The following is a 22,899-nucleotide window of genomic DNA, read 5'->3' as shown; positions in this document are numbered from 1 at the left end:
CTACGCGGCCGGCCTCGTGCAGGCGCCGGGGACTCCCGGCTTGATCTCGGAGACCTTCCAGACACCGCCGTCGAGCTGCAGCGCCACCGTCAGCGGCTGGTCCTGCTGCGGGTCCTGGACCTTCACCTTGCCGCTCGACGCCTCGTAGACCGCGGTGCGCGCGCTCAGACAGTCGTCGACCGTGGCGACGCGGTCGCCGATGGACTGCACGGTCTCGCGGTGCTCGTAGCTGCCGCGCACGACCTCACCGGACTGCCGGCGGGCGGTCAGCACCGTGCGGGCGCGGCCCAGTTCGGCGCCGGTGACGTGCCGCAGCAGGTCGGCGTGGTTGGGGTCGGCCGGATCGGACGCCTTCAGCAGCGCCGCCCAGTAGGCCCGGTAGTCGTTGACCACGGCGGGCGCACGCGGGTCCGACGCCGCCGGCCGCGGCGCGGTCGACGGCTGGGGCGCCGCGGCGCGCTCGTCGTCGTCAGCGGCGACCACGGCCCACGCCACGAGCGCGAGCACGGCGGCGAGACCGGCGACGACGATCGGCCGGCGGGCACGCGACGGCAGGTCTCGGAGCAGGTTCATGGCCACCCACGCTCTCGGTCACGGCTCGGTTTCCAGGCTCAGGCCGGACCATAGGACCGTCTCGCAGCGTGCTGGTAGCACTGCGGACCGTTACAGCAGCTTTTGCGTCGTATTTCTGGCGGAGCGATCCGGGCCGGGCAGCCGACGCGGCGCCGCGGCGCACCATCCGGTTGAACCAATCCGGGTGGACCAGCGGGGCTGGACCAATTCCCCGCGGGTGAGACGGGCTGGCGCGCGGACTTGGCGGACCCCATGATGTGATCCGCTCTCTCCGCGAACGCTCCCGCCTACCCGAAGGTCGTGACCATGCGCGCAGTCCTTTTCCACCAGTACGGCGGCCCCGAGGTGCTCACCGTCGACGACGCCCCCGAACCCCACGCCGGGCCGGGCGAGATCCGGGTCCGGGTCGCCGCCACCAGCGTGAACCCGGTCGATTGGAAGATCCGCGCCGGCTACATGGCCCAGTTCATCCCGACCACGTTCCCCGCCGTCCCCGGCAGCGACGCGGCCGGGATCGTGGACGAGGTCGGCGAGGGCGTGACGGGCGTGCAGGCCGGCGACCGGGTCTTCGGCCTGACCCGCGACGGCGCCGCCGCCGAGCTCGCCGTGCTGACGGCGTGGGCGGGCGTGCCCGACGGCTGGTCGATGGAGCAGGCCGCCGCGGCCGGCCTCGCCTCCTCGACCGCGATCGCGGGCCTCGAACCCCTCGGCGACCTCACCGGCCGGACCGTGCTCATCGAGGGCGCGGCGGGCGGCGTCGGCTCCGCGGCCGTCGAGATCGCGATCGCCCGCGGCGCCACCGTCATCGGTACGGCAAGCGAGCACAACCACGACTTCCTGCGCGAGCTCGGCGCGACGCCGGTCACGTACGGCGACGGCCTGGCCGACCGCGTGCGGGCCGTCGCCCCCGGCGGCGTCGACGCCGCGCTCGACACCGCCGGCTCGGGCTCGCTGGCCGACATCGTCGCGCTCGTCGGCGACGCCGCACGGGTCTCGACGGTCGCCGACTTCGGCGCCGCGGCCCTCGGCGTCGCCCTCGCCTCCGGCGCCCCGAACGCGGGCGCCAACATCCCGGAGGCGGCGCGCCTGGGCCGCAGCGGCGCCTACACGCCCCGCCTGCAGAACACGTACCCGCTGGAGAAGCTCGCCGACGCCCACACCCACGTGCAGGGCGGCCACACCCGCGGCAAGGTCGTGATCACCCTCTGAACCCGCTGAGCACGGTCAAGGCGCAGACGCCGGGCGTCGTCACGGTGCGAGGCCGGCCTGGATCGCCAGGATGGCGGCGCGCACGCGGTCGCGGCTGCCGGTCTTGGCCAGCACGTTGGCGACGTGCGTCTTGACCGTGCTCATCGAGAGGTGCAGGTGCTGCGCGATCTCGTCGTTGTTGAGCCCCGCACCGATCAGGGTGAGCACGTCCGTCTCGCGGGCGGTCAGCTGGTAGGGCGTCAGCCCGACCCGCGTGGCCGGGCCGGTCGCGCGGACCCGGTCCAGCACCGCGCCGGTGACCTCGGCCGACAGGATCGCCGCGCCGGCCGCGACCGTGCGCACCGCGGCGATCAGGTCGCGGGCGCTGCACCGCTTGAGCAGGAACCCGCGGGCACCGGCGGCGATGGCGTCCAGCACGTACGTGTCGTCGTCGAACGTGGTGACGATGATGACGGCCGGCGCGTGCGGCATCCCGGCCAGCGCGCGGGTGGCCTGCAGGCCGTCGAGCACCGGCATGCGGATGTCGACGAGGGCGACGTCGATGTGGGCGTCACGGCGCACGGCGTCGAGGAGCTGCCGGCCGTCGCCGGTCTCGGCCGCGACCCGGATGTCCGGCTGGGAGCGCAGGATCAGGCTGAAGCCGTCGCGGACCAACTCCTGGTCGTCGGCGATCGCGACCCGGATCACGGCTTCGCCACCGGCAGGCCGGCCTCCAGCACGGTGCCGCCACCCGGCCGCGGGCCCAGCCGCCAGGTGCCACCGAGCGCGCGGACCCGCTCCTCGATGCCGAGCAGGCCCGAGCCGCGGGCCGGCGCCTTCGGCGGGCCGATGCCGTCGTCGCTGACCCGCAGGCGGGCGTCGGGGCCGATGCGCTCCAGCTCGACCCAGGCCGCCGTGGCGCCGGCGTGCCGGGCGATGTTGGTGAGCGCCTCCTGCGCGATGCGGTAGGCGGTCAGCGCCCCGGCCTCGTCGAGGCCCGGCTCGGGGTCCAGCCGGACGTGCACCGTCACGCCCTGCTGGCGCAGCGGCTGGGCGAGCAGCTCGTCGATGTCGGACAGGCGGGGCGGCTGGCTCACCGCGATCGCGGCGCCCGGGTCGCGCAGGTGCACGACGAGCGAGTCGAGGTCGCGCAGCGCGGTGCGGCCGCTGTCCGCGATCCGCCGCAGTGCGGCGGCCGGGTCGTCGCTGAACTGGCCGGCCTCGGCCTGCACGACCATCGCCGTGACGTGGTGGCCGACCACGTCGTGCAGCTCGCGGGCCAGGTTGGTGCGCTGCTCCAGCCAGGCCGCCTGGCTGCGCAGGCCGGCCGCCTCCCGGGTCAGGGCCTGGCCGCGTGACCACGAGCGCAGCAGCGTCGCCAGGAGGAAGCCGGCCGCGACAAAGGCGAACGGCTGCTCGTACAGTCCCCGCCCGCCGGCCAGCGCGACGGCGAGGGCCCCGGCCGCGCCGGCCGACCCGCCGGCCAGTCCCAGCCAGGGCCGCCGGGCCGGGTCCTGGCAGGTCGAGATGAAGACCAGGCCGGCCGCCGCCAGGCCCAGCTGGACCGACTCGCCGGTGCTCACACCCGCCACGAACGCGGCGCAGACCGCCAAGCTCAGTGCCCGGTAGCGGGCGGGCAGCGCCATGGCCGCGAGACCGGCGGGGAACACGAGGCGCACCCAGTCGGCCGGCACGCTCACGCCGCCCTCGACGGTCGTGACCACGACCGCGACGACGAAGCCGGCCACGCCGGTGCCGATCATGCGCACGCGCTCGGGGTTGCGCAACCACCCCGGTACTCCGGTGACCACCCGACCAGTCTCGGCGATCGCCGCGGCCGGCGGCCAGGTACCGGGGTACCGGACGGACCGGCACCCCGGTACCGTCGCCGCGATCCGGTCGGCACCGCGGCCCGTTCCGCCGGCCGGCGCAGCACCACGACGCTGCAGGGGTGACTCTCGTCGAAGCCCGCCCCGCCGTCCACGTCGGCCCCTTCCTCACCGTCCCCAACGGCATCACCGTCGTGCGCACGGTCGCCGCCGTCACCGCCGGGCTCGCCGCGCTCGTCGCCGGCTCCATGACGCTGCTCGTCGTGGCGTACGGCATCTACTGGCTCGGCGACATGCTCGACGGCCTCGCCGCCCGCCGGCTCGGCCAGGAGACGAGGGCGGGGGCGGTGCTCGACATCGTGAGCGACCGCGCGTGCACCGCCGTGCTCTGCGTGGGCCTGATCGCGCTCGTGCCCGGCGTCGCGGTCGTGGCCTCGGTGTTCCTGCCCTCGTTCATGGTGCTGGACACCATGCTGTCGCTGGCGTTCCTGTGCTGGCCCGTGATCAGCCCCAACGACTTCCATGTCGTCGATCGGCGGGTGTGGGTACTGAACTGGTCGCCGGTGGCCAAGGCCGTCAACACCGCCGGCGTCGTCGGTGCCGTCGCGCTCGGGCAGTACCGGGTGGCGCTGGCCGTCGCGATCGCCGTGCTCGTCGTCAAGCTGTGGTCCGCGGTGAGGGTGGCCGGGCTGCTCCGCCGGGACGGCCGGGCGTGAACGCCCTCGTCGAGGCGGCGGTGGCGGCCGGATACGGTGTCGCCTCCGCCCTCGTCCCGGTCGTCAACGCCGAGGCCTACGCCGTCCTCGCCGGCCAGCGCGCCGGCACCGCCGTGGTCGCCGTCGTCGCGCTGGCGCTCGGACAGACCGCCGGGAAGCTGCTGCTGTTCGAGGCCGCGCGGCGCGGCACGGGCCGGCTGGCCCGGCGGCTCGCCCGACGGCACCGGTCGAGCCGCGCGCGGGCCCGCGCCGCCCGGTGGGCCGAACCGATCCGGCGCTGGCTCGCCGGCCGGCGCACCGGCCTGCCGACCGTGTTCGTCTCCGCGGCGGCCGGGGTGCCGCCGCTGGCCGTCGTCAGCGTCGCCGCCGGCACCGCCGGTCTGCGGCAGTGGGAGTTCGCCGTCGTCTGCTTCGCCGGACGGTTGATCCGCTTCGCCGTCCTCGCCCTGCCCGCCGCGCTCGCCTGACGCCCTGCCGCGGGCGGTGCCGGTCGCTGCGGTGTCGGTCGCTGCGGTGTCGGGCAAGCGGCATTCGCCGCGTGACATCAACCGCGCAGCGCGCGCAGCGTGGTGTCGACGAGCCGGGCGCGGGCCGGTCGGGTGGCCGGCAGGTCGGCGGCGGCGCCGAGGGCGTGCAGGCTGAACGTGGCGAGCTCGGCGGCGGGCACGTCGGTGCGGACGTGACCGGCGTCGGCGGCGGCGTGGATGACGTCGGTCAGCAGTGCGTGCAGCCGGTGCCGGGCCCGGTGCAGGTGCTCGGCGCGGTGCAGCGGCACGGCAAGGTCGGGTCCGTGCCCGGCGGCGGCCGGCTGGTGTCGGCCGCCGGCCAGCTCGGCCAGCGTGAGCAGCACCGTGCGGAGCCGGTCGCCCGGCTCGCCGGCCTCGGCGGCGGCCCGGGTGAGCTGGGCGAGGTGTTCGCCGACCTGTCGCTCGTGCCAGGCGACGACGATCGCCTCGACGTCCGGGAAGTACTTGTAGAGGGTGGCCCGGCCGATCCCGGCCTGCGTGGCGATCTGCGACATCGTCACCCCGGCCAGGCCGTGCTCGGCGATCAGCGCCGCCGCCGTGTCCAGGATCGCGGCGTGCACGGTGCGGCGGTGCTCGTCGATCGTCGCGTTCCACAGCCTCGGCACCCCACCACGATACACTCCGCCAGGGCCGAGACAGAGTGTCTTGCAAATCGACAAGTTGTATCGCAAAGTTGGGAGGTCGAAGCTGAGGAGGCTGTCATGGTCGAACCGTCCGACGCCCGGACGCCGCGCTGGGTGAAGGTCTTCGCGATCGCCGGCGTGGCCGTCGTGGTCCTGGTGGTGGTCCTGCTGCTGACCGGGCACGGGCCGGGCCGGCACCTGCGCCACGGCGGGTCCCGGCCGGTCCCGTCGGCGCCCGGCGGCCCGGCATGGTGATGCGTCCACCCGTGCGCAGGCTCGCGCTCGTGCTGCACGTGGCCGCGTCGGTGGGGTGGCTCGGTGCGGTGGTCACGTCCCTGGCGCTGGGCGTGGTCGCCCTGACGTCCGGCGACGCCGGCGTGGTGCGCGGGGTGTACCTGGTGCTGGAGCCGGCCGGCTGGGCGACCCTGGTGCCGTTCAGCCTCGCCGGCCTGGCCACCGGCCTCGTGCAGTCGATCGGTACCGGCTGGGGCCTGGTGCGGCACTACTGGGTGCTCGTCAAGCTGCTGCTGAACCTGTTCGCCACGGCCGTGCTCCTGCTGTACATGCAGACCCTCGCGACGCTCGCCGACCTGGCCCGCGACCCGGGCGTCGAGCTCGCGGAGCTGCGCACCGTCTCACCCGTCGTGCACGCGGGCGCCGCCGTCGCGCTCCTGCTCGTCGCGCTGGTGCTCTCGGTCTACAAACCGCGCGGTGTCACCCCGTGGGCCGGGCCGACCGCGCCGGGCCGGCGGCGGCACACGCCACCGCCGGCCCGGCGCGGTCCGGCCGTTACAGCTTCTTGAGCAGGCCTTCCATCTCGGCGATCTCGGCCGTCTGGCTGGTGGCGATGTCGCCGGCGAGCTTCTTGGCCGCCGGGTTCTCACCCTGCGCCTGCTCGGCCTTCGCCATCTCGACGGCGCCCTCGTGATGCCTGATCATCATCGTGAGGAACAGCCGGTCGAACTCGGTGCCGGTCGCCTTGGCCAGCTGCTGCATCTCCTGCTGGCTCATCATCCCGGGCATGCCACCCATGGCGTCGTGGTCCATGCCGTGGTCCATGCCGCCGGGGCTCGGCACCGGCTCACCCCACGCGGTGAGCCAGCCGGACATGGTGGCGATCTCGGGATCCTGTGCCTTGCTGATGCGCCCGGCGAGGTCCTTGACCGCCGGGGTGGCCGCCCGCGCCTCGGCGAGCTTCGCCATTTCCAGCGCCTGCCGGTGGTGCGGGATCATGTCGGTGGCAAACCTGACATCGATCCCGTTGAAACTGCCGGCCACGGTACCGCTGGCGGTCGCCGCCGGCGACGTGGGCTGGGCACCCATGTCGTGGTGGCTGCCACCGCCACAGGCGGAGACGCCGGCGGAGACGCCGAGCAGCACGAGGCCGACCGCGGCGACGCGAAGGTGGTGCAGGTACATGTCGACTCCTGATGTGAGAACCGTTCGGGCCCGGATGGAAGCCGGTCCCCGCCGGGTGCGGGGGCCGCTTCAGGAGCCGGTCCTACGTTCGCAGGATCGACAGCATGGCCAGTGACGGCGGCCCACAGCCGCTGCCGCGAGCGGCGTCGACGGCAACCGTGGCACACAGGGGCGGGCGGCTGCCACCCCCGGCCGGTTGGAACGGCAGGAGCAGCAGCACCGGCGACCAGGGGGCACTGCCGAGCCCGGGGGCCTGGCACATCGACCCGGCGTGTCCGCGCCCGTGCCCGCCGGCCCCGTGGCCACTGCCGGGCGGGTCGTGCGACCCGGTGGACGCGCCCGCCGCGCACGGCTCACCCCTCAGGGTGAGACCCGCGGGCGGGTCCGTGGACATCGGCCCTGCGTCGGCCATGACCCGGGCCGCGTGCCCTCCGGCATGGTGGGCGTCCGTTGCCAGGACACCGGCCGACGCGACGGCGTGCATCCAGGCCACGGCGACGACCAGCAGCACGGCGCACAGCGCCACCGCCCGGCCGCGCCGGTGCGGGCGTCGAGCAGACGCCGGACACGCCATCGCGATCGTCACCTCCTATCGCCCGTCGGAGCAAGTGTCCAGCACGGGGTGTCCGCTCCCCGAGCCAGGTCCTGCCGCGTGCGGTGCTCCGCCGTCGTGGCGGACGACCGCGTGCCTCCGGCCGGCGGCCGTCACCGTCACGACGTCGACGCCGACCGGGCCGGCCACCAGGGCGACGCTCAGACCGCCCGCCGGGGCCGTGGGAAGGCGGAACGTCATGCGCTGGACGAACGGCATGGAGCGGCGTACCTCCGGCAGGGGCCCGCCGGCCAGTTCCACCCGCTCGAGGCCGAACCCGAGCGACCACAGCGCCTCCAGCAGGCGATGATGGCCGAGCGACGGGTGTACCTCGAACGGCGCCGTCCAGCGGCAGACCGCCCCGTCGGCGAGGACGACCTCCGTCCGGAGACCCAGCACCACGGGATGCCCCGGCCAGGTGACCGGCGTCTCCCACGGGACCGGCAGCAGGAACGGCATCGACCGGGTTCGGCCGGACGGCAGGGTGCAGCCGGCGGCAACCTGATGGCGCATGATCGGCGACCCGTCGCCGGTCTCGACAACGACGACGACGTGGGCGACGTCGACGGGCCGCTCCTCCGCGCGCAGGTGCACGTCGCCCGGTGCCATCGTGCCGGGGCGCACGCACGGCTCGCGGAGCACCGTCTCAACCAGCATCCCGGGCGACATCCTGGGCGACATCCCGGTCGTCAGCGCGCCGGTGGCGCGGTGTAGACGGAGACCGCCGTGGACGGCCGCTGCGGCAGCGCGGAACCGGTCAGGTCGCCGTACCGGCCGGCCAGCCGCAGTCCGGCGCACTCGGCGAGCAGGTCGAGCTCGGCCGGCAGGACGTACCGCAGCCGGTTGGGGATCACCCGGGTGCCCTGCGGTGTGTGGGCGACGCGGAGCGTCTCGATGGTCTGCGCGGCCGGGTCGAGACGGCCGGCCGTCATGACGACCCGGTCGGTCTGCCAGTGCTCGACGGCACAGGCCGGCACACCGGCCCCGGGGTTCGAAGCGACGGCGACCGACGCCGAGACATCGGTGCAGCAGCCGCGCACCTGCACGCTCTGCAGCAGGACCGCGCAGACCAGCGCCAGCGCGAGCGCGCGAACCAGTGCGAGCCGACCGGAGGCCGGCAGGCATGCCGGCGTGCCGCCCTCCACAGCGCCTCCTGCCACCCGCCCCAGAAACTCCTACGGTGCATAGTAGACGGGAGGCGGCCGGACGCAAGCGGCGATCCGGCGAACACGCGCGCGGGAAGGTCAGAAGACGTGCGGCGCGAACGCGCAGGTGCGGTCGGCCTCGTCGGAGGCCAGCTCGATCTGCTCGGCCAGCTCGGCGTCCGTCACCAGCGCGCCGGAGGGGCTCATCGCGTCCGTCAGGGCCGGCAGGACGGCCGCCAGCTGCCAGGCCGCGTACGCGGACTCCACCCGGATGTAGGCGCCGACCTCGGAGATGACGTCGTCGCCGAGGACCATCTGGACCTGGGTCACCGTCATCGGCGCCTTGTGGACATCCGCCGAGAGCCAGCTCTGCCGCTGCCCGGCGTCGGCCGCGTCGAGCATCCGGACCACCAACGCCCGCAGCCGCGCGGCTCCCGGGTGCTCCGGGACGAGCCGGTGGCCGCTGTGGGCGAGCCCGAAGATCACCAGGCGGATCTCCGGGTCGTCCAGAAGATAGGTGAAATTTGCGATATCGGTCATACCACCCACGGTAGGCCGCGGGATCCGGTGGCGCCCGGCGAACCGCAACGGGCCGCGGTACGGCGACCGTGTCAGCCGGCCAGCGGGCGGCGGGGAACCTGGGCGAGGTCGTGCCCGGGCGCGTAGACCCAGGCCCGCCCGGCGCGCTCGACGCCGCGCAGGTCGACCGCGGCCGGCCGGAACAGTCCGGGCCGCAGCCCGCCGTACCGGTTGGTTACGACCTCCTCGTAGACGTCGGCCGAGATGATCGCGGCGAGGCTGACCTGCGAGTGCTCGCGCAGGACGGCCCGCAGCGGCGCGCAGTCCAGCAGCCGGGCCAGCACGACGAGGGGGCGGCCGGGGAAGCCGGTCGGGCCGTCGAGCTGGATCAGGCCGTGGTGCACGGCGACCCGCAGCCGGATGCGACGGCGCCGGCACCGCTGCGCGTTGTACGCGTCCAGCTGCGCCGCGAGGCTGGGCAGCAGGGTGGCGATGATCCGTGGCTCGTGCACGCCGCCCGGCAGCACGAGCATCTCACCGTCGCCGGCGGGCTGGCGCCGGCAGCGCTCCAGCGGCAGCCCGGCCCGCACGGCCGCGCGCTGCAGGGCGAGCTCGTAGACGCGCTGGGCAGCATACTGGTCGGGCCCGGTGCGGCGGCCGTACGCCTCGATGTCGGTTGCGAGCAGGCCGCGCCGGGCGAGCCTGGCAACGTGCGGACGCGTGTTCGTCATGCACCTACGAAACCGCGGCAACCGGGTGGCGGAACAGACGGCTCCGCAACGGTCTTGACCCTGTGACGCCGATCTGCTAGCTGAGGAGGGGGTCGACGTCCTCGGGCCGGAGCGGCACGTATCCGGCCCGGACGAGGACGTAGAGGTACTCCGGATCCGTCAGCTCTGGCGTGCGGCCCAGCCCCAGCGCGAGGGCCTTCGCCCGCACCCCGTCGAGCCTGCCCTGCACGGTGGTCGCGCTGCGCTGCACCCGCGTCGCGGCCTGCTTGATCAGCAGCACCTGCGCGTCGACGGTCGGCGGCCAGGTCAGCAGCTGCGCGAAGATCAGCCCGACCGCCTCGCGCTGCTCGTCGGTCAGCTCCGGCGGCGGCTTGCTCACGTGGGTCCCGCTGGTGGTGGCGGAGTCCACGCCGGCGGTGTAGTCGGCCGAGTCCTCCAGCAGGATCCAGTGCTCCACCCCCGGGCTGCCGAGCACGCGCACGCCGACGCGGTGCCAGCCGACGGTCTCGACGTGCCGGATCGGGTACGGCGCCAGCCCCCACAGGTGCAGCACGACCCCGCTGCGGTTCGTCGGCGTGATGCGCCATCCGCGGTCCAGGGCGCTGACGGTCGCGGCCCGCCGGGACACCTTGTCGTCGAGCGGGTCGACGCCGATCGAGACGCTGCCGCCGCGGCCGAAGTCGAGGGTCGTGCCCGGCTCGACGCGCCGCTCGAACCGCAGCTGCAGCCGGCCCGCGACCCGCTCGACGACGCGCACCCGATGACCGGACACCAGACTTCCCGTCCTGCCTGGCGGTCCGACCTACCGGCCCGCCGACCCTGCCAGCGCCATGTCCTACCAACGATGCCGGCCACCGGCTCATCGGCATCGAAGCGCGCCGGATCGTACCAGTCGTGCCGGATGGCGAGATCGTACTGTTGCCGCACATGACTGCCACGAAGGGCGCTGGCATGGACGACGACGATCGTTTCTGGGTGGGTCCGGCGGCGTCGCCGGACTCGTATCAGCTCATCAGCCAGCTCGGCGGCGGGGCGGAGGGACAGGTCTGGCGCGCCGTCGTGCACCTGTCCGACAGCGGCCGCAGCTTCGTCGCCGTCAAGGTCCTGCCACCGGCGGCGAACGAGCACGAGCGGGCCGGCTGGGACCGGTACACGCACCTGCTGCGCAGCCTCGACCACCCGGGCCTGGTCCGGCTGGTCGACGTGTTCCTCGGCCCGCCGATGCACCGCCGCGGCACGCTCGTGCCCACCGACGCCGAGGGCGCGCCGCCGGCCGACCCGGCCGGGCAGTACCGCTACCTCGTCATGCGGCTCGTCGAGGGCGTGACCCTCCGGGAGTGGATCGACGAGCACCCGGACGCGTCGATCTCCCAGCGGCTGCGGCTGCTCACCACGGCCGCCGGCGCGCTCGACGAGATGCACTCCGGCCGGCAGACCGGTGTCCCGGTCGCGCACGGCGACGTCAAGCCCGGCAACATCGTGATCCGCGAGGACGGCTCCAGCGTCCTGGTCGACCTGGGCCTGACCCGCATCACCGACGCCCAGGGCCGGCCCGGCCGGAGCCGCCCGTACGCCGCCCCGGAACTGTTCGCGCCGGGCGCGGTGACGACGCCCGAGGCCGACCGGTTCGCGTTCTTCGCCACCGCCGTCCACGCCGTCCTGCGCGACACGCCGCCGACCGCCGGGGACCACGGGCCCGACGTCAACGCGATCGCGGTACGGCTGCAGCACGACCCCGACACGGCCCGCCGGCAGTTCCTGGTCCAGGCGCTGCTGGCCGCACTGCAGTTCCGGCCGCAGGACCGGCCGCAGCGGCTGACGCACTGGCTGGCCTCGCTCACCGACACCCTCTCCCAGACGACCCAGCCGATCGCCGCACCGCACTACCCGGCCCCGCCGGTGCACGCGGTGCCCACGGTGCTCGGCCCGCGCCCGGCGCCCGGCGGCCGCCGCACCGGCGTCCTGGTCGGCGTGCTCTCGGCCGCGGTCGTCGCGCTGCTGGTCCTGGTCGGCTTCCTCGTCTACAACCCGCGGGACGACCCGGCAGACGACGCGACGTCGCTCGGCGGCACGTCGAAGCGCACCACGGCGGCCCCGACGACGACCGGTACCGGCCAGCCCGCGCCCACCGCGAAGAGCACACCGGCCACGGCCCGCGGCTACACGACGACGGCCCCGTTCCCGCTGTGCGATCCCAACGGTGCCGAGTGGAGCCTCGCCGGCCTGGAGTCGAAGAGCCCGAACGCGTGCTCCCCCGGCGGTACCCCGGTCACGGCCCCCAAGGGCACCTACGGCTTCGCCACCGTCGAGAAGGTGCCCGGCACGTCGGGCATCGCGCCGGCCAACACGGTCTCGGTCACCGGCACCCTGCCCAACCCGAACTACCACCCGCGCTGCCTCGGCGTGGTCGACGGCGACGCGGAGACGGCGTACTTCGCCTACATCTGCAACAGCGGCGAGTGGCACGTCGCCAAGGTCGCGGGCCTGGGCTCCAAGAGTGCCTCGGTCGGTGCGACGATCACCCAGGGCACGTTCCCGTTCGGCGCCCAGAAGCCGTACACCGTGGCCCTGACGCTGCACGCGGACTCCCTCACCGTCGCGATCGCCCTGGCGTCGTCGGCCACCGCCCCGCTGACCCAGAAGGTCGCCGTGCCGGCCGTCACCCCGACCGTCGTCGGATTCGGCTGTTACACCGACGACGGCGTCATCCCGATCAACCCGTCCGACTTCTACAGCAAGGTCAACGAGTTCACGTACAAGATCGAGACCGCCTAGGTGGGGGCCGGCCCGACGTTCACCTCCACCGCCCGCGGCCAGCCGCTGCGGGCCCGGGGCTCCTACGATCATCCGGTTGCCGGAGGCGGCGCTCACCGGCGACGATGCTGCGAGAGGCGGGCGGACCCCGCCGGCGCTCGTGAGGCGAAGGGTGTGCGGATGTCCTCCGTGGACGGTGGCCGCCCGGTGATGGACGCCCGGCAGGCGCAGGGCGTGCAGGTCGGCGACGGGAACGTGCAGCACAACTACTTCGCCGGGCGGGCCGCGGTGGCGTGGCCGCACCGGGTCGGGGTGGTGCCGGCGCCGGCCGACGGGTACCAGGCCCGGGACGTGTTCGGCGAGCCGGATCCGCGCCGGCCGGCCGCCGCATACGTGCTCACCGGGCTCGGCGGGGTGGGCAAGACCCAGCTGGCCGCCGCGTACGCCCACCGCGCCTGGACCGGGCAGACGGTGGACCTGCTGGTGTGGCTCACCGCCACCGCCCGGCAGGCGGTCGTCGCCGGGTACGCCCAGGCCGCCGGCGACCTCCTCGCGGTCGAGGACGGCGACCAGGAGCAGGCCGCCGGGCGGTTCCTGGCCTGGCTGGCCACCACGGACCGGCGGTGGCTCGTCGTCCTGGACGACCTGCGGGCGCCGGCCGACCTGGCCGGGCTGTGGCCGCCGGCCACCGGGTCGGGAACGGTGCTGGTGACCACCCGCCGCCGCGACACCGCCCTCGCCGGCGCCGGCCGCCGACTGGTCGACGTGGGCCTGTTCACCCCCGGTGAGGCGGCCGGGTACCTGCGGTACAAGCTGACCCACGAGCCGCCCGACCGGCTCGCGCGGCTCGCCGCCGACCTGGCGCACCTCCCGCTGGCGCTGGCCCAGGCCACCGCGTACATCCTCGACCGGGGGCTGGACGTCGCCGGCTACCGGCGGCGGCTGGCCGACCGGCGCCGCAGCCTCGCGCAGCTGTTCCCGGAGCCCGACGCGCTGCCCGACGAGCACCGCGCCGCGGTCGACGCGACCTGGTCGCTGTCGGTCGAGGCCGCCGACCGGCTCGACCCGGCAGGCGTGGCCCGGCCGATCCTGGAGCTGGCCGCGCTGCTCGACCCGAACGGCGTCCCCATGGACCTGTTCACCACCACGGTCGTCCGGGCGTACCTCCCCGCCGGAGGCGCCGACGCGGAGGCGGCCGGCGACGCGGTGCGCAACCTGCAGCGGCTCAGCCTCGTCACCGTCGACCCCGCCGCCGGCCGGCTCCGCGTCCACGCGCTGGTCCAGCGGGCCACCCGCGACCGGTGCGGCCCGCAGCGGCGGCACGCGGTCGTCCACGCCGCCGCCGATGCGCTCATGGAGCTCTGGCCCGGCTCCGCCGAGCGTCAGGCCGACGGTCACGTGCTGCGGGCCAACGCCGCCGCGCTGTACCACCACGGCGGCGACGACCTGCTCACCCCCACCGCCCACGGCGTGCTGTTCCGGGCCGGGGAGAGCCTCGGCGACACCGGCCAGGCGGCCGCCGCCGTCGCCCACTTCACCCAGCTCGTCACCGACTGCCTGCGGGTGCTCGGCCCGGACCACCCCGACACCCTGGCCGCCCGCAGCCACCTCGCGTGGCGGCGGCGCGAGACCGGCGACGCGGCTGGCGCCGCCCAGGACGCGCAGCTGCTGCTCGGCGACCGGTTGCGGGTCCTCGGCCCCGACCACCCCGACACCCTGACCACGCGCAACACCCTCGCCTACTGCCGGGGCGAGACCGGCGACCCGGCCGGCGCGGCCGCCGCGTTCGCTGAACTGCTCGCCGACCGGTCGCGGGTGCTCGGCCCGGAGCATCCCGACACCATGCACACCCGCTCGAACCTCGCCTGGTGGCGCGGCGAGGCCGGCGACCTGCCCGGCGCGGCACAGGCGGCTGAGCAGCTGCTCGCCGACCGGCTGCGGGTGCTCGGCCCCGACCACCCCGACACCATGGCCACCCGCGGCAACCTCGCCCGGTGGCGCGGGCTCGCCGGCGACCCGGCCGGCGCCGTGACGGCGCTGCGGCGGCTGCTCACCGACCGGTCGCGGATCCTCGGGCCCGACCATCCCGACACGCTCGTCACCCGCGGCCAGCTGGCCCACTGGCTGGGCCGGGCCGGCGACGCGGCGACCGCCGCGGCCGCCCTCGCGGCACTGCTGCCCGACCAGCGACGGGTCCTCGGACCCGGCCATCCCGCCACCGTGAGCACCCGGGACGCCCTCGCGCGCTGGCAGGAAGCACGCGACGCCCAGCACTGAGCTTCGCAAGACTCTGGCGATCTGGTGCAACAAACTGTCTTGACGCCGTCAGTTTTGAACGGTTGATTGTTTCAACATGGACGACATACGGGGGACGGCGCCGATGGTGCGCGCCCAAAATCTCCACAAGCGGTATGCGAAGCGGCGCGGCGCCGAGTTCACCGCGGTCGACGGCATCGACTTCACCCTGCGCCGGGGCGAGTGCTTCGGCTTCCTCGGACCGAACGGCGCCGGCAAGTCCTCGACGATGCGGATGATCGGCTGCGTCTCCACCCCGACCTCGGGTGAGCTGGAGGTGCTCGGCCTCGACGTCCGCGAGCACGGCCGGCGGATCCGCTCGCGGCTCGGCGTGGTGCCGCAGGACGACGCGCTCGACGGCGAGCTGTCAGTGACCGAGAACTTCCTGCTCTACGGCCGGTACTTCGCCCTGCCCCGCCGCGTCATCGACGAACGCACCCGGGAGCTGCTGGAGTTCGCGCAGCTCACCGACAAGGCGGACGCGCGGGTCGACGAGCTGTCCGGCGGGATGCGCCGCCGGCTCACGATCGCGCGGGCCCTCATCAACCAGCCCGAGCTCGTGCTGCTCGACGAGCCGACGACCGGGCTCGACCCGCAGGCCCGGCACGTACTGTGGGAGCGGCTGTTCCGGCTGAAGCGCGACGGCGTGACGCTGATCCTCACCACGCACTACATGGACGAGGCCGAGCAGCTCTGCGACCGGCTCGTCGTCATGGACCAGGGCCGCATCGTCGCCGCCGGCACACCGCGGGAGCTGATCGACGCCCACTGCGCCCGGGAGGTGGTCGAGGCGCGCTTCGACCCCGACGACCTCGCCACGGCGGCCAAGGCGCTCGGCGCCGCGCTCGCCGAGCAGCGCATCGAGACCCTGCCGGACCGCCTGCTCGTGTACGCCGACGACGGCGAGGCGACGCTGCACACCGTCAACCGCCAGGAGCTGCGGCCGATCACGTCGCTGATCCGCCGCTCGTCGCTCGAGGACGTCTTCCTCGCGCTGACCGGCCGGACGCTGGTCGACTGACGATGACCACCACCCTTCCACCGCTGCGCCGCTGGCCACTCGTGCGCGGCGAGGTCGCCTTCTGGCTGCTGCACTACCGGCGCACGTGGCGCAGCTCGATCGTCATGAACATCGCCAACCCGCTGCTGTTCTTCGTCGGCATCGGCGTCGGCCTGGGCCGGCTCGTCGACACGAGTGCGAGCGCGAGCCTGCACGGCGCGTCGTACCTGGCGTTCCTCGCTCCCGGGCTGCTCGCCGCGGCCGCGATGCAGACCGCGACGATCGAGTCCGCGGCCGGCTCGTTCCTGTCCCTGCGCGACCGGCGCAACTACCGGGCCGCCGCGTGCACCCCGCTCGACCCGATCGACGTGCTGGCCGGGCACCTGCTGTTCATCGCGTTCCGGATCGCGACCAGCGCCGCGGCGGTGCTCCTCGTCATGCTGCTGTTCGGCGTGGCCCGCAGCCCTCTCGTCCTGCTCGCCCTGCCGGCCGCGGTGCTGACCGGGCTCGCGTTCGCCACCCCCGGCATGGCGCTCGGGGTCACGATCCGCAGCCGCGAGACGTTCTTCAACACCTTCCGGTTCGTGATCATGCCGATGTACCTCTTCTCAGGCACGTTCGTCGCCGTCGACGAACTGCCCGCGGTGATCCGCCCGATCGTCTACCCGCTGCCGCTGTGGCACGGGGTCGAGCTGTGCCGGGGGCTCGCGCTCGGCGGCCTGGAGCCGGGCCGGGCCGTGCTGCACCTGACGTACCTCACCGTCCTCGCCACCGCCGGCCTGCTGCTCGCCCGCCGGGCGTACCGCCGCGCCCTCCACGACTGATTGCGAGGCACCCGTGACCACGCTCCCTCTGGCCGCCCGCCCGGCACCCCGGCTCGACCTCGGCGGCGCGCACCTCGTCATGCTCCGCAAACTCATGATCCACAAGCACGCGTGGACGATCATCGCCTTCGGCGTCTTCGAGCCGGCGCTGTACCTGCTGTCGATCGGCGTCGGCGTCGGCGCGCTCGTCGGGCACATCGAGGGCATCGACCCGTCGATCGGCTACGCGCAGTACGTCGCGCCGGCCCTGCTCGCGATGGCCGCCATGAACGGCGCGGCCAACGCCACCGGCCAGGGCGTGTTCTTCAACCTGCGGTACGCGAACACCTACCAGGTCATGGTCGGCACCCCGATCACGGCGCGCGGCATCGCGATCGGCGAGACGGCCTGGGCCACGCTGCGCGGCACGGTCGAGGCGGGCGGTTTCCTCGCGCTCATGGCCGCGTTCGGCCTCGTCCGCTCCCCGCTCGGCCTGCTCGCGCTGCCCGGGGCGCTGCTTATCGGCTTCGCGTTCGCCGGCATGGGCCTGCTCGCCGCGACGTACATGCGGGACTTCTCCGACGGGCAGATCATGCAGCTGGTGATGCTGCCGATGTTCCTGTTCGCCACCACGTTCTACCCGATCACGGTGTACCCCGAGCCGATCCGCTACCTCGTCGGCGCGCTCCCGCTGTACCACGGCATCGAGCTGATCCGGCAGCCGGTGCTGGGCCAGGCCGGCTGGCAGCTGACGCTGTCAGCGGCATACCTGGCCGCCCTCGGCGGGATCTGCCTCTGGGCCGCGAGCACCCGGCTGCGCCGCCGCCTCGACCCGTAGGCCGCTCGACCCGGCCCCTGAGGCAGGCCGCGCGCCTGACCTCAGGCGGCCGGGAGGTGCCGTGGTCGAGCCTCGGTTGCGCGGCCCGGAAGGAGCGACCGCCGAGGTGGGCAGGCCGAAGCGGGCGAACAGCCGCGGGTCGTTGAACACGAGGACCCGGGAGACCCGGCCGGCGAGGACCGACAGGACCGTGATGCCCTGGGCGTGGAGCTCGCCCGCCGCGGGGTCCAGGAGGTGGACGGCCAGCGCCGGCTCGCCGTTGGCCCGGGTCGGGACCATCCGCCAGCGGCCGGGGAACAGCCGGGCGCGAATCACCGGTTGCGCCGCGGGCACATCATCGACGGCATGCCGCTGCCCCTGCTCGCCGAGCACGACGGACTCGTCACCGCGGTCGCGGCCGGGGTGCTGCGCGGCCGTGAGGTCGTGGTCAGCGGGGACGAGTCGGGCGCGGTGCGGTGGTGGGACGCCACCACGGGTGCGCTGGTCGGCCGGGCCGAGCAGGACCTCCCGGGGCCGGTCCGGGGCGTCGCGATCGGCGACGCCGGTGCCGCGACCCTCGTCGCCGCGCTCGACGGCGACGGGTTCCTCACCGCCTGGGACGCCGGCTCCGCCGTCGAGGAGCTCTCCTGCCCGTACGGCGCCGCCTTCGGGCCGTACTTCCTGCCGCACCGGGGGCGGCCGGCGATCGTCGTGGCGACCTGGTGGGCGGTGCTGGCGGTCGACGCGGTCACCGGGCGCTCCGAGGAGCTCGGCGACGTCCGGGGACGCATCGGCCGGCCGCCGGACTACTACGACGAGCGCGACGGCCACGAGGGCGGCATGTGCCGGTTCACCGCGGCCGTCGTCGGCGGCGAGCCGGTGTGGGCGACCAGCGACCTGTTCTCGCAGTACGTCTGGAGCGGCGGACGGGTCCGCTGCACGCTCACCGGCGGGCCCGGCCTGGAAGGGACCGCGCTGGGCCTCGGGGAGGTGGACGGGCGGGCGGGCGTGGTGAACACCGACGACGCGCACGGCGTGTGGCTGCACGACGCCGGCAGCGGTGCCGCCGTCGCCGGGCCGTTGCGCGGCTGCGGCGGCGAGATCGTCGGCGTCGGGCTGGGCCCGGGCGCGGTCGTCGCCGCGAGCCGCGACGGTGCCGTCCGGCGGTGGGCGCTGGACTTCACCCGGTCCGCGGTGGCCCTGCCGGGTGCGCCGGCGGTGGCCCGGCTGCCAGGTGCGCCGGCCGCGCTGGCCGTGTCCCCGCGGACCGGCCGGGCCTGGACCGCGGTCGGCACCACGGTGGTCGCCACCGCGTGAACCGCGGCCACCGTGGTGCCTCCTATGCGGGAATCGTGGGGCTCCCGGCCGCCTCGCGCCGCTGCTTGGCGACCGTCTGCGCGTGCCGGAGCAGCGCGATGAGCACATCCTTCACCGAGCCGCGGTCGCGGGCGTCGCAGAGGATGACCGGCACCTCGTGGTCCAGGGCGAGCGCGCCCCGGACCTCCTCGGTGCGGTAGCGCTGCGCACCCTCGAAGCAGTTGACGCCCACGACGAACGGGATGTCGCGCTCTTCGAAGTAGTCGATGGACGGGAAGCTGTCCCGCAGCCGGCGGGTGTCGGCCAGCACGACCGCGCCGAGCGCACCGAGCGCCAGCTCGTCCCAGACGAACAGGAAGCGCTGCTGGCCCGGGGTGCCGAACAGATACAGCACGAGCGCGTCGTTGATCGTGATCCGGCCGAAGTCCATGGCCACGGTCGTGGTCGACTTCTCCTGCACCAGATCGACGTTGTCGATCCCGACGCCCGCCTCCGTCAGGACCTCCTCGGTGCGCAGCGGCTGGACCTCGCTGACCGCACCGACGAGGGTCGTCTTGCCGACGCCGAAACCACCGGCGATGAGGATCTTCGTGGCCCTGGGCACGGCCGGGAGGCCGGCGCGCGGGTCAAAGCTTGTGGATGGCATCGATCACCGCATCATAGATGTCGTCGGGAGTCGGCTCGGTCGCCGACACCGGGTCGTGGACCACGATGAGGCCCCGGTTGAGCAGGTCGCCGAGCATGACGCGGACGACGCCGACCGGGAGCTCGAGATGGGCGGAGATTTCGGCGACCGAGTTCGCTCGCCAGCAGAGCTTGACGATCGCCTCGTGCTCGGGGCCGAGACCGACGTCGGCCGAGACGATCGACCCGATGGACGTGACGAGCGAGATGAGGTCGAAGTCGTGACCGATCGGCTGGGTCCGGCCCCGCGTCATGGCGTACGGGCGGACGACCGGACCTGCGTCCGCGTCCGCCCAGACCTCGTGCCCGCCTTCGAAGTTGGATGCCATCGTCTCGGCGTCACCTGCCGTTCTGACCGGCAGAGGTTCGCGGCTGGGCCGCGAGGTGCTCGGCGACACGCTTGACCAGCATCACCATCTCGTAGCTGACCTGACCCATGTCGGTCTCGTGGCCGGCCACGACCACGAGCCGGGCACCGTATCCGGCCGCCACCACGAAGACGTACCCGTCGTCGAACTCCAGCGAGGTCTGCCGGAGCTCGCCGAGGTCGAAGCGGTCGGGAAGGCCCCGCGCGGCGAGGCTCTGCAGACCGGAGGCGACAGCGGAAAGCCGGTCGGCATCGTCGCGTGCGATACCCAACGACGAGGCCATCAGCAGGCCGTCCGCCGAGAGCACGACGGCGTGCTGCACATCCGGCACCCGGCCCACCAGGTCTTGCAATAACCAGCTCAGATCGGTGGCGGCACCGTTCGGTTCCTGCCCCACGATGCTCCCTTTCTCGTGACGTCTGTCGCGGTCGTCGTGCGTTACTGCTCGGCCGGCGAACCAGGCCGACGCCGGTCCTCCGGCGAGGCCTCACCGGTGGGGCCGTCGGCGACGGCGCCCTCATCCCAGGCGCGGCGTGAGCCGGCCTGCAGCGCCGCCATCCGGGCGCCGACCTCCTCCGCCGAGCGGTCCGGCGGTCCGGCCGGCGGCGGGGGCGGGACGGCCTCGCCCTGCAGCCGGCGCGGCCGGCGCTCCCGCCGGTCCAGGCCGGACGCCGTGATCGCCAGGCTCGGCTCGGCCGCCGGGCCGGACAGTGCGCCGGACGAGGCGCCGGACGAGGCGCCGGCCGCATCGGCCGAAGCGTCGGCCGTCAGCCCGTTCGGCCCCGTCCGGTGCTGCCCCACGAACTCGTCCTGCCGCGAGATCACCGCGACCGCGCCGTGCCTGGGCTCGGCGGCCGGGCCGGCGTCGAAGATCACCGGCTGCGTCGACCGGGCCACCGCGGCGTCAGCGCCGGCCGCACTGGAAGCGGTGATCGCCGCCGCGCCGTTCGCCGCGGCCAGCCGGGCGGGCAGGCCGGCGTGCTGCTCGTCGACGACGATGAGCGCGGCCGGGATGAGCACGATCGCGGTCGTGCCGCCGAACGGCGACGGCCGCAGCTGGACCCGGATGCCGTGCTTCTGGGCCAGCCGGCCGACGACGAACAGGCCGAGGACGACGTTGCTGCTCAGCTGGAACTCGGGCGGCTCGGTCACCTGCTGGTTCGCCGACGCCAGGGCCTGCTCGCCCATGCCGAGGCCGCGGTCCTCGATCTCGACCACGAAGCCGTTGCTCACCAGCTGCCCGGCGACCGTCACCATCGTCTGCGGCGGCGAGAACCCGGCGGCGTTCTCCACGAGCTCGGCGAGCAGGTGGATGATGTCGCCGACCGCGCGCCCCTCGACCGCGCACTGCGGAATCGGGCGGACCTCGACGCGGGTGTACTCCTCGATCTCGGCGGTCGCGCCGCGGATCACGTCGATCATCGGCACGGGCCGGCGCCAGACGCGGCCCGGCGCGCCACCGCCGAGCAGGATCAGGTTCTCCGCGTTGCGGCGCATGCGGGTGGCGAGGTGGTCGACCTTGAACAGCTCGTCGAGCCGGGTCGCGTCCTGCTCCTTGCGCTCCAGCTGGTCGAGCATCTGCAGCTGGCGATGGATGAGCGACTGCGAGCGGCGGGCGATGCTGACGAAGACCTCGCGGACGCTGCGGCGCAGCTCGGCCTGCTCGACGGCGGCGCGCACGGCGGCCTCCTGCACGGCGTTGAACGCCTGGCCGACCTGGCCGACCTCGTCGTCACCGAACGCCAGCGGGGGCACCTCGGTCGCCACGTCGACCTGCTCGCCGCTGCGCAGCCGCTGCATGACCGCGGGCAGCCGCTCGTTGGCCAGCTCGTGCGCGGCGTCGCGCAGACGCACCAGCTGCTCGAGCAGCCGCCGGGCGGTCGTGATCGAGATGACGATGGACGCGACCAGCGCCGCGAACCCGAGACCGGCGGCGAGCAGCAGGCGGATGATGACCCAGGCCGCGACGGGCGTGGCCCGCCCGACGACCGCGTCGCCGCCCTTGAGCACGACGTCGAGGATCTGGGCCTGGGCGGCTTCGGCTGCGACCTGCCAGCCGGCGGCGTCGACCGGGACCTTCAGCGTGGTACGGGAACCGCCGACGACCTGGTCCTCGATGGTGCGGAAGCGGGTGAACTCGGCGCTGCCGGTCATCGCGTCGTAGTGGGCCCGGTCGGCCGCCGGCAGCTTCCCGGCGACGGTGCCGGCGAGGAACCGCTGGGCGCCGACGAGCTGCGTGAAGCGGGCGTACTCCAGGTCGGTGAACCGGTTCGCCGCGAGCGCGCCGGCGAGCAGCGCGTCCTCCTGCGAGACGATCTCGCGAACCTCGTTGAGCTGGATCAGCGTCACGGTGTCGTCGGCGATCGCCTGGTCGTCGAGCTTACCCAGCGAGTAGTACACCTGGAAGATCGACTCGATGACCTCGGTGTAGGTGGTGGCCGCGGCGGCCCGGTCGACGCTGCGCGCGTCGATCGACGCACGCATGGCCCCGAGCCCGTCGAGGCCGGTCAGCACGTCGGCGACGCGCCGCTCCAGGTCGGCGTCGGCGGCCCAGCGGGCCCAGCGGTCCTGCGCCGAACGGCGGAACTCGGCAGCGAGGCCGTCGACCTTGCTGCGCTGGGCGTCGACATCGGTTGATCGGCCGGCGCCGGCGGTGCCGAGCTGGACCACCGACATGCGCCGCTCGGTCTGCAGTTCGAGCAGCAGCGACTCACTCGGGTCGTAGATACGGCTGTTGTAGGTCTGGACCCAGAGGAGGTTGACACCGTCCCGAAGCGTGACCCAGGCGGCGAACGCCCAGAGGAGGAACAGCGACACCAGGAGGGCCGTAATTTTGGAGCGGAGCCGAAGCCGTGAACTGCGGGAAGCCATCACACCGTCCCAGTCAGCAGTGAACGCGTCCGGCGGCGCGCTCCATTCACCTCGGACACTCCCGCGCCGGGACACCGACGCACGCTAGCAACATCCCACCGTGCAATCCAACTCGAACGAGGTCAATT

At 74.2% G+C, this 22,899-nt stretch carries 26 protein-coding genes; 11 read left to right on the top strand and 15 right to left on the bottom strand.

The features are described from left to right. The gene (locus ABZS66_RS23570) at positions 1 to 573 is read right to left on the bottom strand and encodes a hypothetical protein (protein ID WP_354760982.1); all 573 of its coding nucleotides are present in this window, start codon (positions 571 to 573) and stop codon (positions 1 to 3) included. A 306-nt stretch (positions 574 to 879) separates the two neighbouring features. On the opposite strand from ABZS66_RS23570, the gene ABZS66_RS23565 reads away from it, so the two are divergent. Further along, positions 880 to 1,782, top strand: a complete 903-nt coding sequence (locus ABZS66_RS23565; RefSeq protein WP_354760980.1) for an NADP-dependent oxidoreductase — start codon at positions 880 to 882, stop codon at positions 1,780 to 1,782. A 39-nt stretch (positions 1,783 to 1,821) separates the two neighbouring features. On the opposite strand, the gene ABZS66_RS23560 is transcribed toward ABZS66_RS23565, so the two are convergent. After that, positions 1,822 to 2,469, bottom strand: a complete 648-nt coding sequence (locus ABZS66_RS23560) for a response regulator transcription factor (RefSeq protein ID WP_354760978.1) — start codon at positions 2,467 to 2,469, stop codon at positions 1,822 to 1,824. Beyond that, complete coding sequence (locus ABZS66_RS23555; protein WP_354760976.1) at positions 2,466 to 3,572, bottom strand: sensor histidine kinase; 1,107 nt, start codon at positions 3,570 to 3,572, stop codon at positions 2,466 to 2,468. Before ABZS66_RS23555 ends, ABZS66_RS23560 begins: the two co-directional genes overlap by 4 nt. A 140-nt stretch (positions 3,573 to 3,712) precedes the next feature. Between ABZS66_RS23555 and ABZS66_RS23550 the strand changes: the two genes are divergently transcribed. Both ABZS66_RS23550 and ABZS66_RS23545 read left to right on the top strand, forming a co-directional pair. Then, positions 3,713 to 4,306, top strand: a complete 594-nt coding sequence (locus ABZS66_RS23550) for a CDP-alcohol phosphatidyltransferase family protein (RefSeq protein ID WP_354760974.1) — start codon at positions 3,713 to 3,715, stop codon at positions 4,304 to 4,306. Further along, positions 4,303 to 4,773 (top strand): VTT domain-containing protein, encoded by a 471-nt coding sequence (locus ABZS66_RS23545; RefSeq protein ID WP_354760972.1) that lies wholly within the window; start codon positions 4,303 to 4,305, stop codon positions 4,771 to 4,773. Before ABZS66_RS23550 ends, ABZS66_RS23545 begins: the two co-directional genes overlap by 4 nt. A 77-nt stretch (positions 4,774 to 4,850) precedes the next feature. Here ABZS66_RS23545 and ABZS66_RS23540 read toward each other — a convergent pair whose 3' ends face one another. Continuing rightward, positions 4,851 to 5,438 carry a helix-turn-helix domain-containing protein gene (locus tag ABZS66_RS23540; protein ID WP_354760970.1) on the bottom strand — a complete coding sequence of 196 codons (588 nt, stop codon included), beginning with the start codon at positions 5,436 to 5,438 and terminating at the stop codon, positions 4,851 to 4,853. Positions 5,439 to 5,534: 96 nt separating this feature from the next. On the opposite strand from ABZS66_RS23540, the gene ABZS66_RS23535 reads away from it, so the two are divergent. Next, positions 5,535 to 5,711 carry a hypothetical protein gene (locus ABZS66_RS23535; RefSeq protein ID WP_354760968.1) on the top strand — a complete coding sequence of 59 codons (177 nt, stop codon included), beginning with the start codon at positions 5,535 to 5,537 and terminating at the stop codon, positions 5,709 to 5,711. An 11-nt stretch (positions 5,712 to 5,722) separates the two neighbouring features. Then, positions 5,723 to 6,259 carry a DUF2269 domain-containing protein gene (locus ABZS66_RS23530; RefSeq protein WP_354760966.1) on the top strand — a complete coding sequence of 179 codons (537 nt, stop codon included), beginning with the start codon at positions 5,723 to 5,725 and terminating at the stop codon, positions 6,257 to 6,259. On the opposite strand, the gene ABZS66_RS23525 is transcribed toward ABZS66_RS23530, so the two are convergent. The 7 genes from ABZS66_RS23525 to ABZS66_RS23495 form a co-directional block, all read right to left on the bottom strand. Continuing rightward, positions 6,246 to 6,875 carry a DUF305 domain-containing protein gene (locus tag ABZS66_RS23525; protein WP_354760964.1) on the bottom strand — a complete coding sequence of 210 codons (630 nt, stop codon included), beginning with the start codon at positions 6,873 to 6,875 and terminating at the stop codon, positions 6,246 to 6,248. The two genes, ABZS66_RS23530 and ABZS66_RS23525, sit on opposite strands and share 14 nt — an antisense overlap. Positions 6,876 to 6,957: 82 nt before the next feature. After that, positions 6,958 to 7,449 (bottom strand): DUF6153 family protein, encoded by a 492-nt coding sequence (locus tag ABZS66_RS23520; protein WP_354760962.1) that lies wholly within the window; start codon positions 7,447 to 7,449, stop codon positions 6,958 to 6,960. 15 nt (positions 7,450 to 7,464) lie between these two features. Further along, positions 7,465 to 8,124, bottom strand: coding sequence for a sporulation protein (locus ABZS66_RS23515; protein ID WP_354760960.1), 660 nt, complete (start codon positions 8,122 to 8,124; stop codon positions 7,465 to 7,467). A 32-nt stretch (positions 8,125 to 8,156) separates the two neighbouring features. After that, positions 8,157 to 8,612 (bottom strand): hypothetical protein, encoded by a 456-nt coding sequence (locus tag ABZS66_RS23510; protein ID WP_354760958.1) that lies wholly within the window; start codon positions 8,610 to 8,612, stop codon positions 8,157 to 8,159. 99 nt (positions 8,613 to 8,711) lie between these two features. After that, positions 8,712 to 9,152, bottom strand: coding sequence for a YidB family protein (locus ABZS66_RS23505; protein ID WP_354760956.1), 441 nt, complete (start codon positions 9,150 to 9,152; stop codon positions 8,712 to 8,714). Positions 9,153 to 9,223: 71 nt separating this feature from the next. Then, positions 9,224 to 9,862, bottom strand: coding sequence for a hypothetical protein (locus ABZS66_RS23500; protein ID WP_354760954.1), 639 nt, complete (start codon positions 9,860 to 9,862; stop codon positions 9,224 to 9,226). A gap of 76 nt (positions 9,863 to 9,938) precedes the next feature. Then, positions 9,939 to 10,619: a hypothetical protein gene (locus ABZS66_RS23495; RefSeq protein WP_354760953.1), complete on the bottom strand. Its 681-nt coding sequence runs from the start codon at positions 10,617 to 10,619 to the stop codon at positions 9,939 to 9,941. 170 nt (positions 10,620 to 10,789) lie between these two features. On the opposite strand from ABZS66_RS23495, the gene ABZS66_RS23490 reads away from it, so the two are divergent. From ABZS66_RS23490 to ABZS66_RS23465, 6 genes are all read left to right on the top strand, one after another. After that, on the top strand, positions 10,790 to 12,637 hold the full coding sequence (locus tag ABZS66_RS23490; protein WP_354760952.1) for a protein kinase: 1,848 nt from the start codon (positions 10,790 to 10,792) through the stop codon (positions 12,635 to 12,637). A 159-nt stretch (positions 12,638 to 12,796) separates the two neighbouring features. Continuing rightward, positions 12,797 to 14,893 (top strand): tetratricopeptide repeat protein, encoded by a 2,097-nt coding sequence (locus tag ABZS66_RS23485; protein ID WP_354760951.1) that lies wholly within the window; start codon positions 12,797 to 12,799, stop codon positions 14,891 to 14,893. A gap of 76 nt (positions 14,894 to 14,969) precedes the next feature. Then, the gene (locus tag ABZS66_RS23480) at positions 14,970 to 15,932 is read left to right on the top strand and encodes an ABC transporter ATP-binding protein (RefSeq protein ID WP_354760950.1); all 963 of its coding nucleotides are present in this window, start codon (positions 14,970 to 14,972) and stop codon (positions 15,930 to 15,932) included. A gap of 2 nt (positions 15,933 to 15,934) precedes the next feature. Beyond that, positions 15,935 to 16,735: an ABC transporter permease gene (locus ABZS66_RS23475; protein WP_354760948.1), complete on the top strand. Its 801-nt coding sequence runs from the start codon at positions 15,935 to 15,937 to the stop codon at positions 16,733 to 16,735. A 13-nt stretch (positions 16,736 to 16,748) separates the two neighbouring features. Then, entirely contained in the window at positions 16,749 to 17,552 is an 804-nt protein-coding gene (locus ABZS66_RS23470) for an ABC transporter permease (protein ID WP_354760946.1), read from the top strand. Positions 17,553 to 17,897: 345 nt separating this feature from the next. Further along, on the top strand, positions 17,898 to 18,848 hold the full coding sequence (locus ABZS66_RS23465) for a hypothetical protein (protein ID WP_354760945.1): 951 nt from the start codon (positions 17,898 to 17,900) through the stop codon (positions 18,846 to 18,848). 22 nt (positions 18,849 to 18,870) lie between these two features. On the opposite strand, the gene ABZS66_RS23460 is transcribed toward ABZS66_RS23465, so the two are convergent. The 4 genes from ABZS66_RS23460 to ABZS66_RS23445 are packed head-to-tail and all read right to left on the bottom strand — an operon-like array spanning position 18,871 to position 22,717. Then, positions 18,871 to 19,494 carry an ATP/GTP-binding protein gene (locus ABZS66_RS23460; protein WP_354760943.1) on the bottom strand — a complete coding sequence of 208 codons (624 nt, stop codon included), beginning with the start codon at positions 19,492 to 19,494 and terminating at the stop codon, positions 18,871 to 18,873. Then, positions 19,475 to 19,861, bottom strand: a complete 387-nt coding sequence (locus ABZS66_RS23455; protein ID WP_354760941.1) for a DUF742 domain-containing protein — start codon at positions 19,859 to 19,861, stop codon at positions 19,475 to 19,477. The genes ABZS66_RS23460 and ABZS66_RS23455 overlap by 20 nt, the downstream gene beginning before the upstream one ends. Before the next feature lie 10 nt (positions 19,862 to 19,871). Next, entirely contained in the window at positions 19,872 to 20,297 is a 426-nt protein-coding gene (locus ABZS66_RS23450) for a roadblock/LC7 domain-containing protein (protein ID WP_354760939.1), read from the bottom strand. Between the two features lie 41 nt (positions 20,298 to 20,338). Then, positions 20,339 to 22,717, bottom strand: coding sequence for a nitrate- and nitrite sensing domain-containing protein (locus ABZS66_RS23445; protein ID WP_354760937.1), 2,379 nt, complete (start codon positions 22,715 to 22,717; stop codon positions 20,339 to 20,341). Positions 22,718 to 22,899 lie beyond the last annotated feature (182 nt).

This window comes from Dactylosporangium sp. NPDC005572 (genome assembly GCF_040605515.1).
In the GTDB taxonomy this organism is placed as follows: Bacteria; Actinomycetota; Actinomycetes; order Mycobacteriales; family Micromonosporaceae; genus Dactylosporangium.
Note: the sequence above shows the minus strand (reverse complement) of the source record. Positions and strands in the feature narration are given on the sequence as shown.

Bases quoted from the DNA above. Each gene is read 5' to 3' on its own strand.
- ABZS66_RS23505 (WP_354760956.1), bottom strand. From the start codon at position 9,152: ATGACCGATATCGCAAATTTCACCTATCTTCTGGACGACCCGGAGATC.
- ABZS66_RS23480 (WP_354760950.1), top strand. From the start codon at position 14,970: ATGGACGACATACGGGGGACGGCGCCGATGGTGCGCGCCCAAAATCTC.
- ABZS66_RS23565 (WP_354760980.1), top strand. From the start codon at position 880: ATGCGCGCAGTCCTTTTCCACCAGTACGGCGGCCCCGAGGTGCTCACC.
- ABZS66_RS23455 (WP_354760941.1), bottom strand. From the start codon at position 19,861: ATGGCATCCAACTTCGAAGGCGGGCACGAGGTCTGGGCGGACGCGGAC.
- ABZS66_RS23475 (WP_354760948.1), top strand. From the start codon at position 15,935: ATGACCACCACCCTTCCACCGCTGCGCCGCTGGCCACTCGTGCGCGGC.
- ABZS66_RS23525 (WP_354760964.1), bottom strand. From the start codon at position 6,875: ATGTACCTGCACCACCTTCGCGTCGCCGCGGTCGGCCTCGTGCTGCTC.
- ABZS66_RS23570 (WP_354760982.1), bottom strand. From the start codon at position 573: ATGAACCTGCTCCGAGACCTGCCGTCGCGTGCCCGCCGGCCGATCGTC.
- ABZS66_RS23485 (WP_354760951.1), top strand. From the start codon at position 12,797: ATGTCCTCCGTGGACGGTGGCCGCCCGGTGATGGACGCCCGGCAGGCG.
- ABZS66_RS23465 (WP_354760945.1), top strand. From the start codon at position 17,898: ATGCCGCTGCCCCTGCTCGCCGAGCACGACGGACTCGTCACCGCGGTC.
- ABZS66_RS23520 (WP_354760962.1), bottom strand. From the start codon at position 7,449: ATGGCGTGTCCGGCGTCTGCTCGACGCCCGCACCGGCGCGGCCGGGCG.
- ABZS66_RS23535 (WP_354760968.1), top strand. From the start codon at position 5,535: ATGGTCGAACCGTCCGACGCCCGGACGCCGCGCTGGGTGAAGGTCTTC.
- ABZS66_RS23460 (WP_354760943.1), bottom strand. From the start codon at position 19,494: ATGCCATCCACAAGCTTTGACCCGCGCGCCGGCCTCCCGGCCGTGCCC.
- ABZS66_RS23490 (WP_354760952.1), top strand. From the start codon at position 10,790: ATGACTGCCACGAAGGGCGCTGGCATGGACGACGACGATCGTTTCTGG.
- ABZS66_RS23515 (WP_354760960.1), bottom strand. From the start codon at position 8,124: ATGCTGGTTGAGACGGTGCTCCGCGAGCCGTGCGTGCGCCCCGGCACG.
- ABZS66_RS23500 (WP_354760954.1), bottom strand. From the start codon at position 9,862: ATGACGAACACGCGTCCGCACGTTGCCAGGCTCGCCCGGCGCGGCCTG.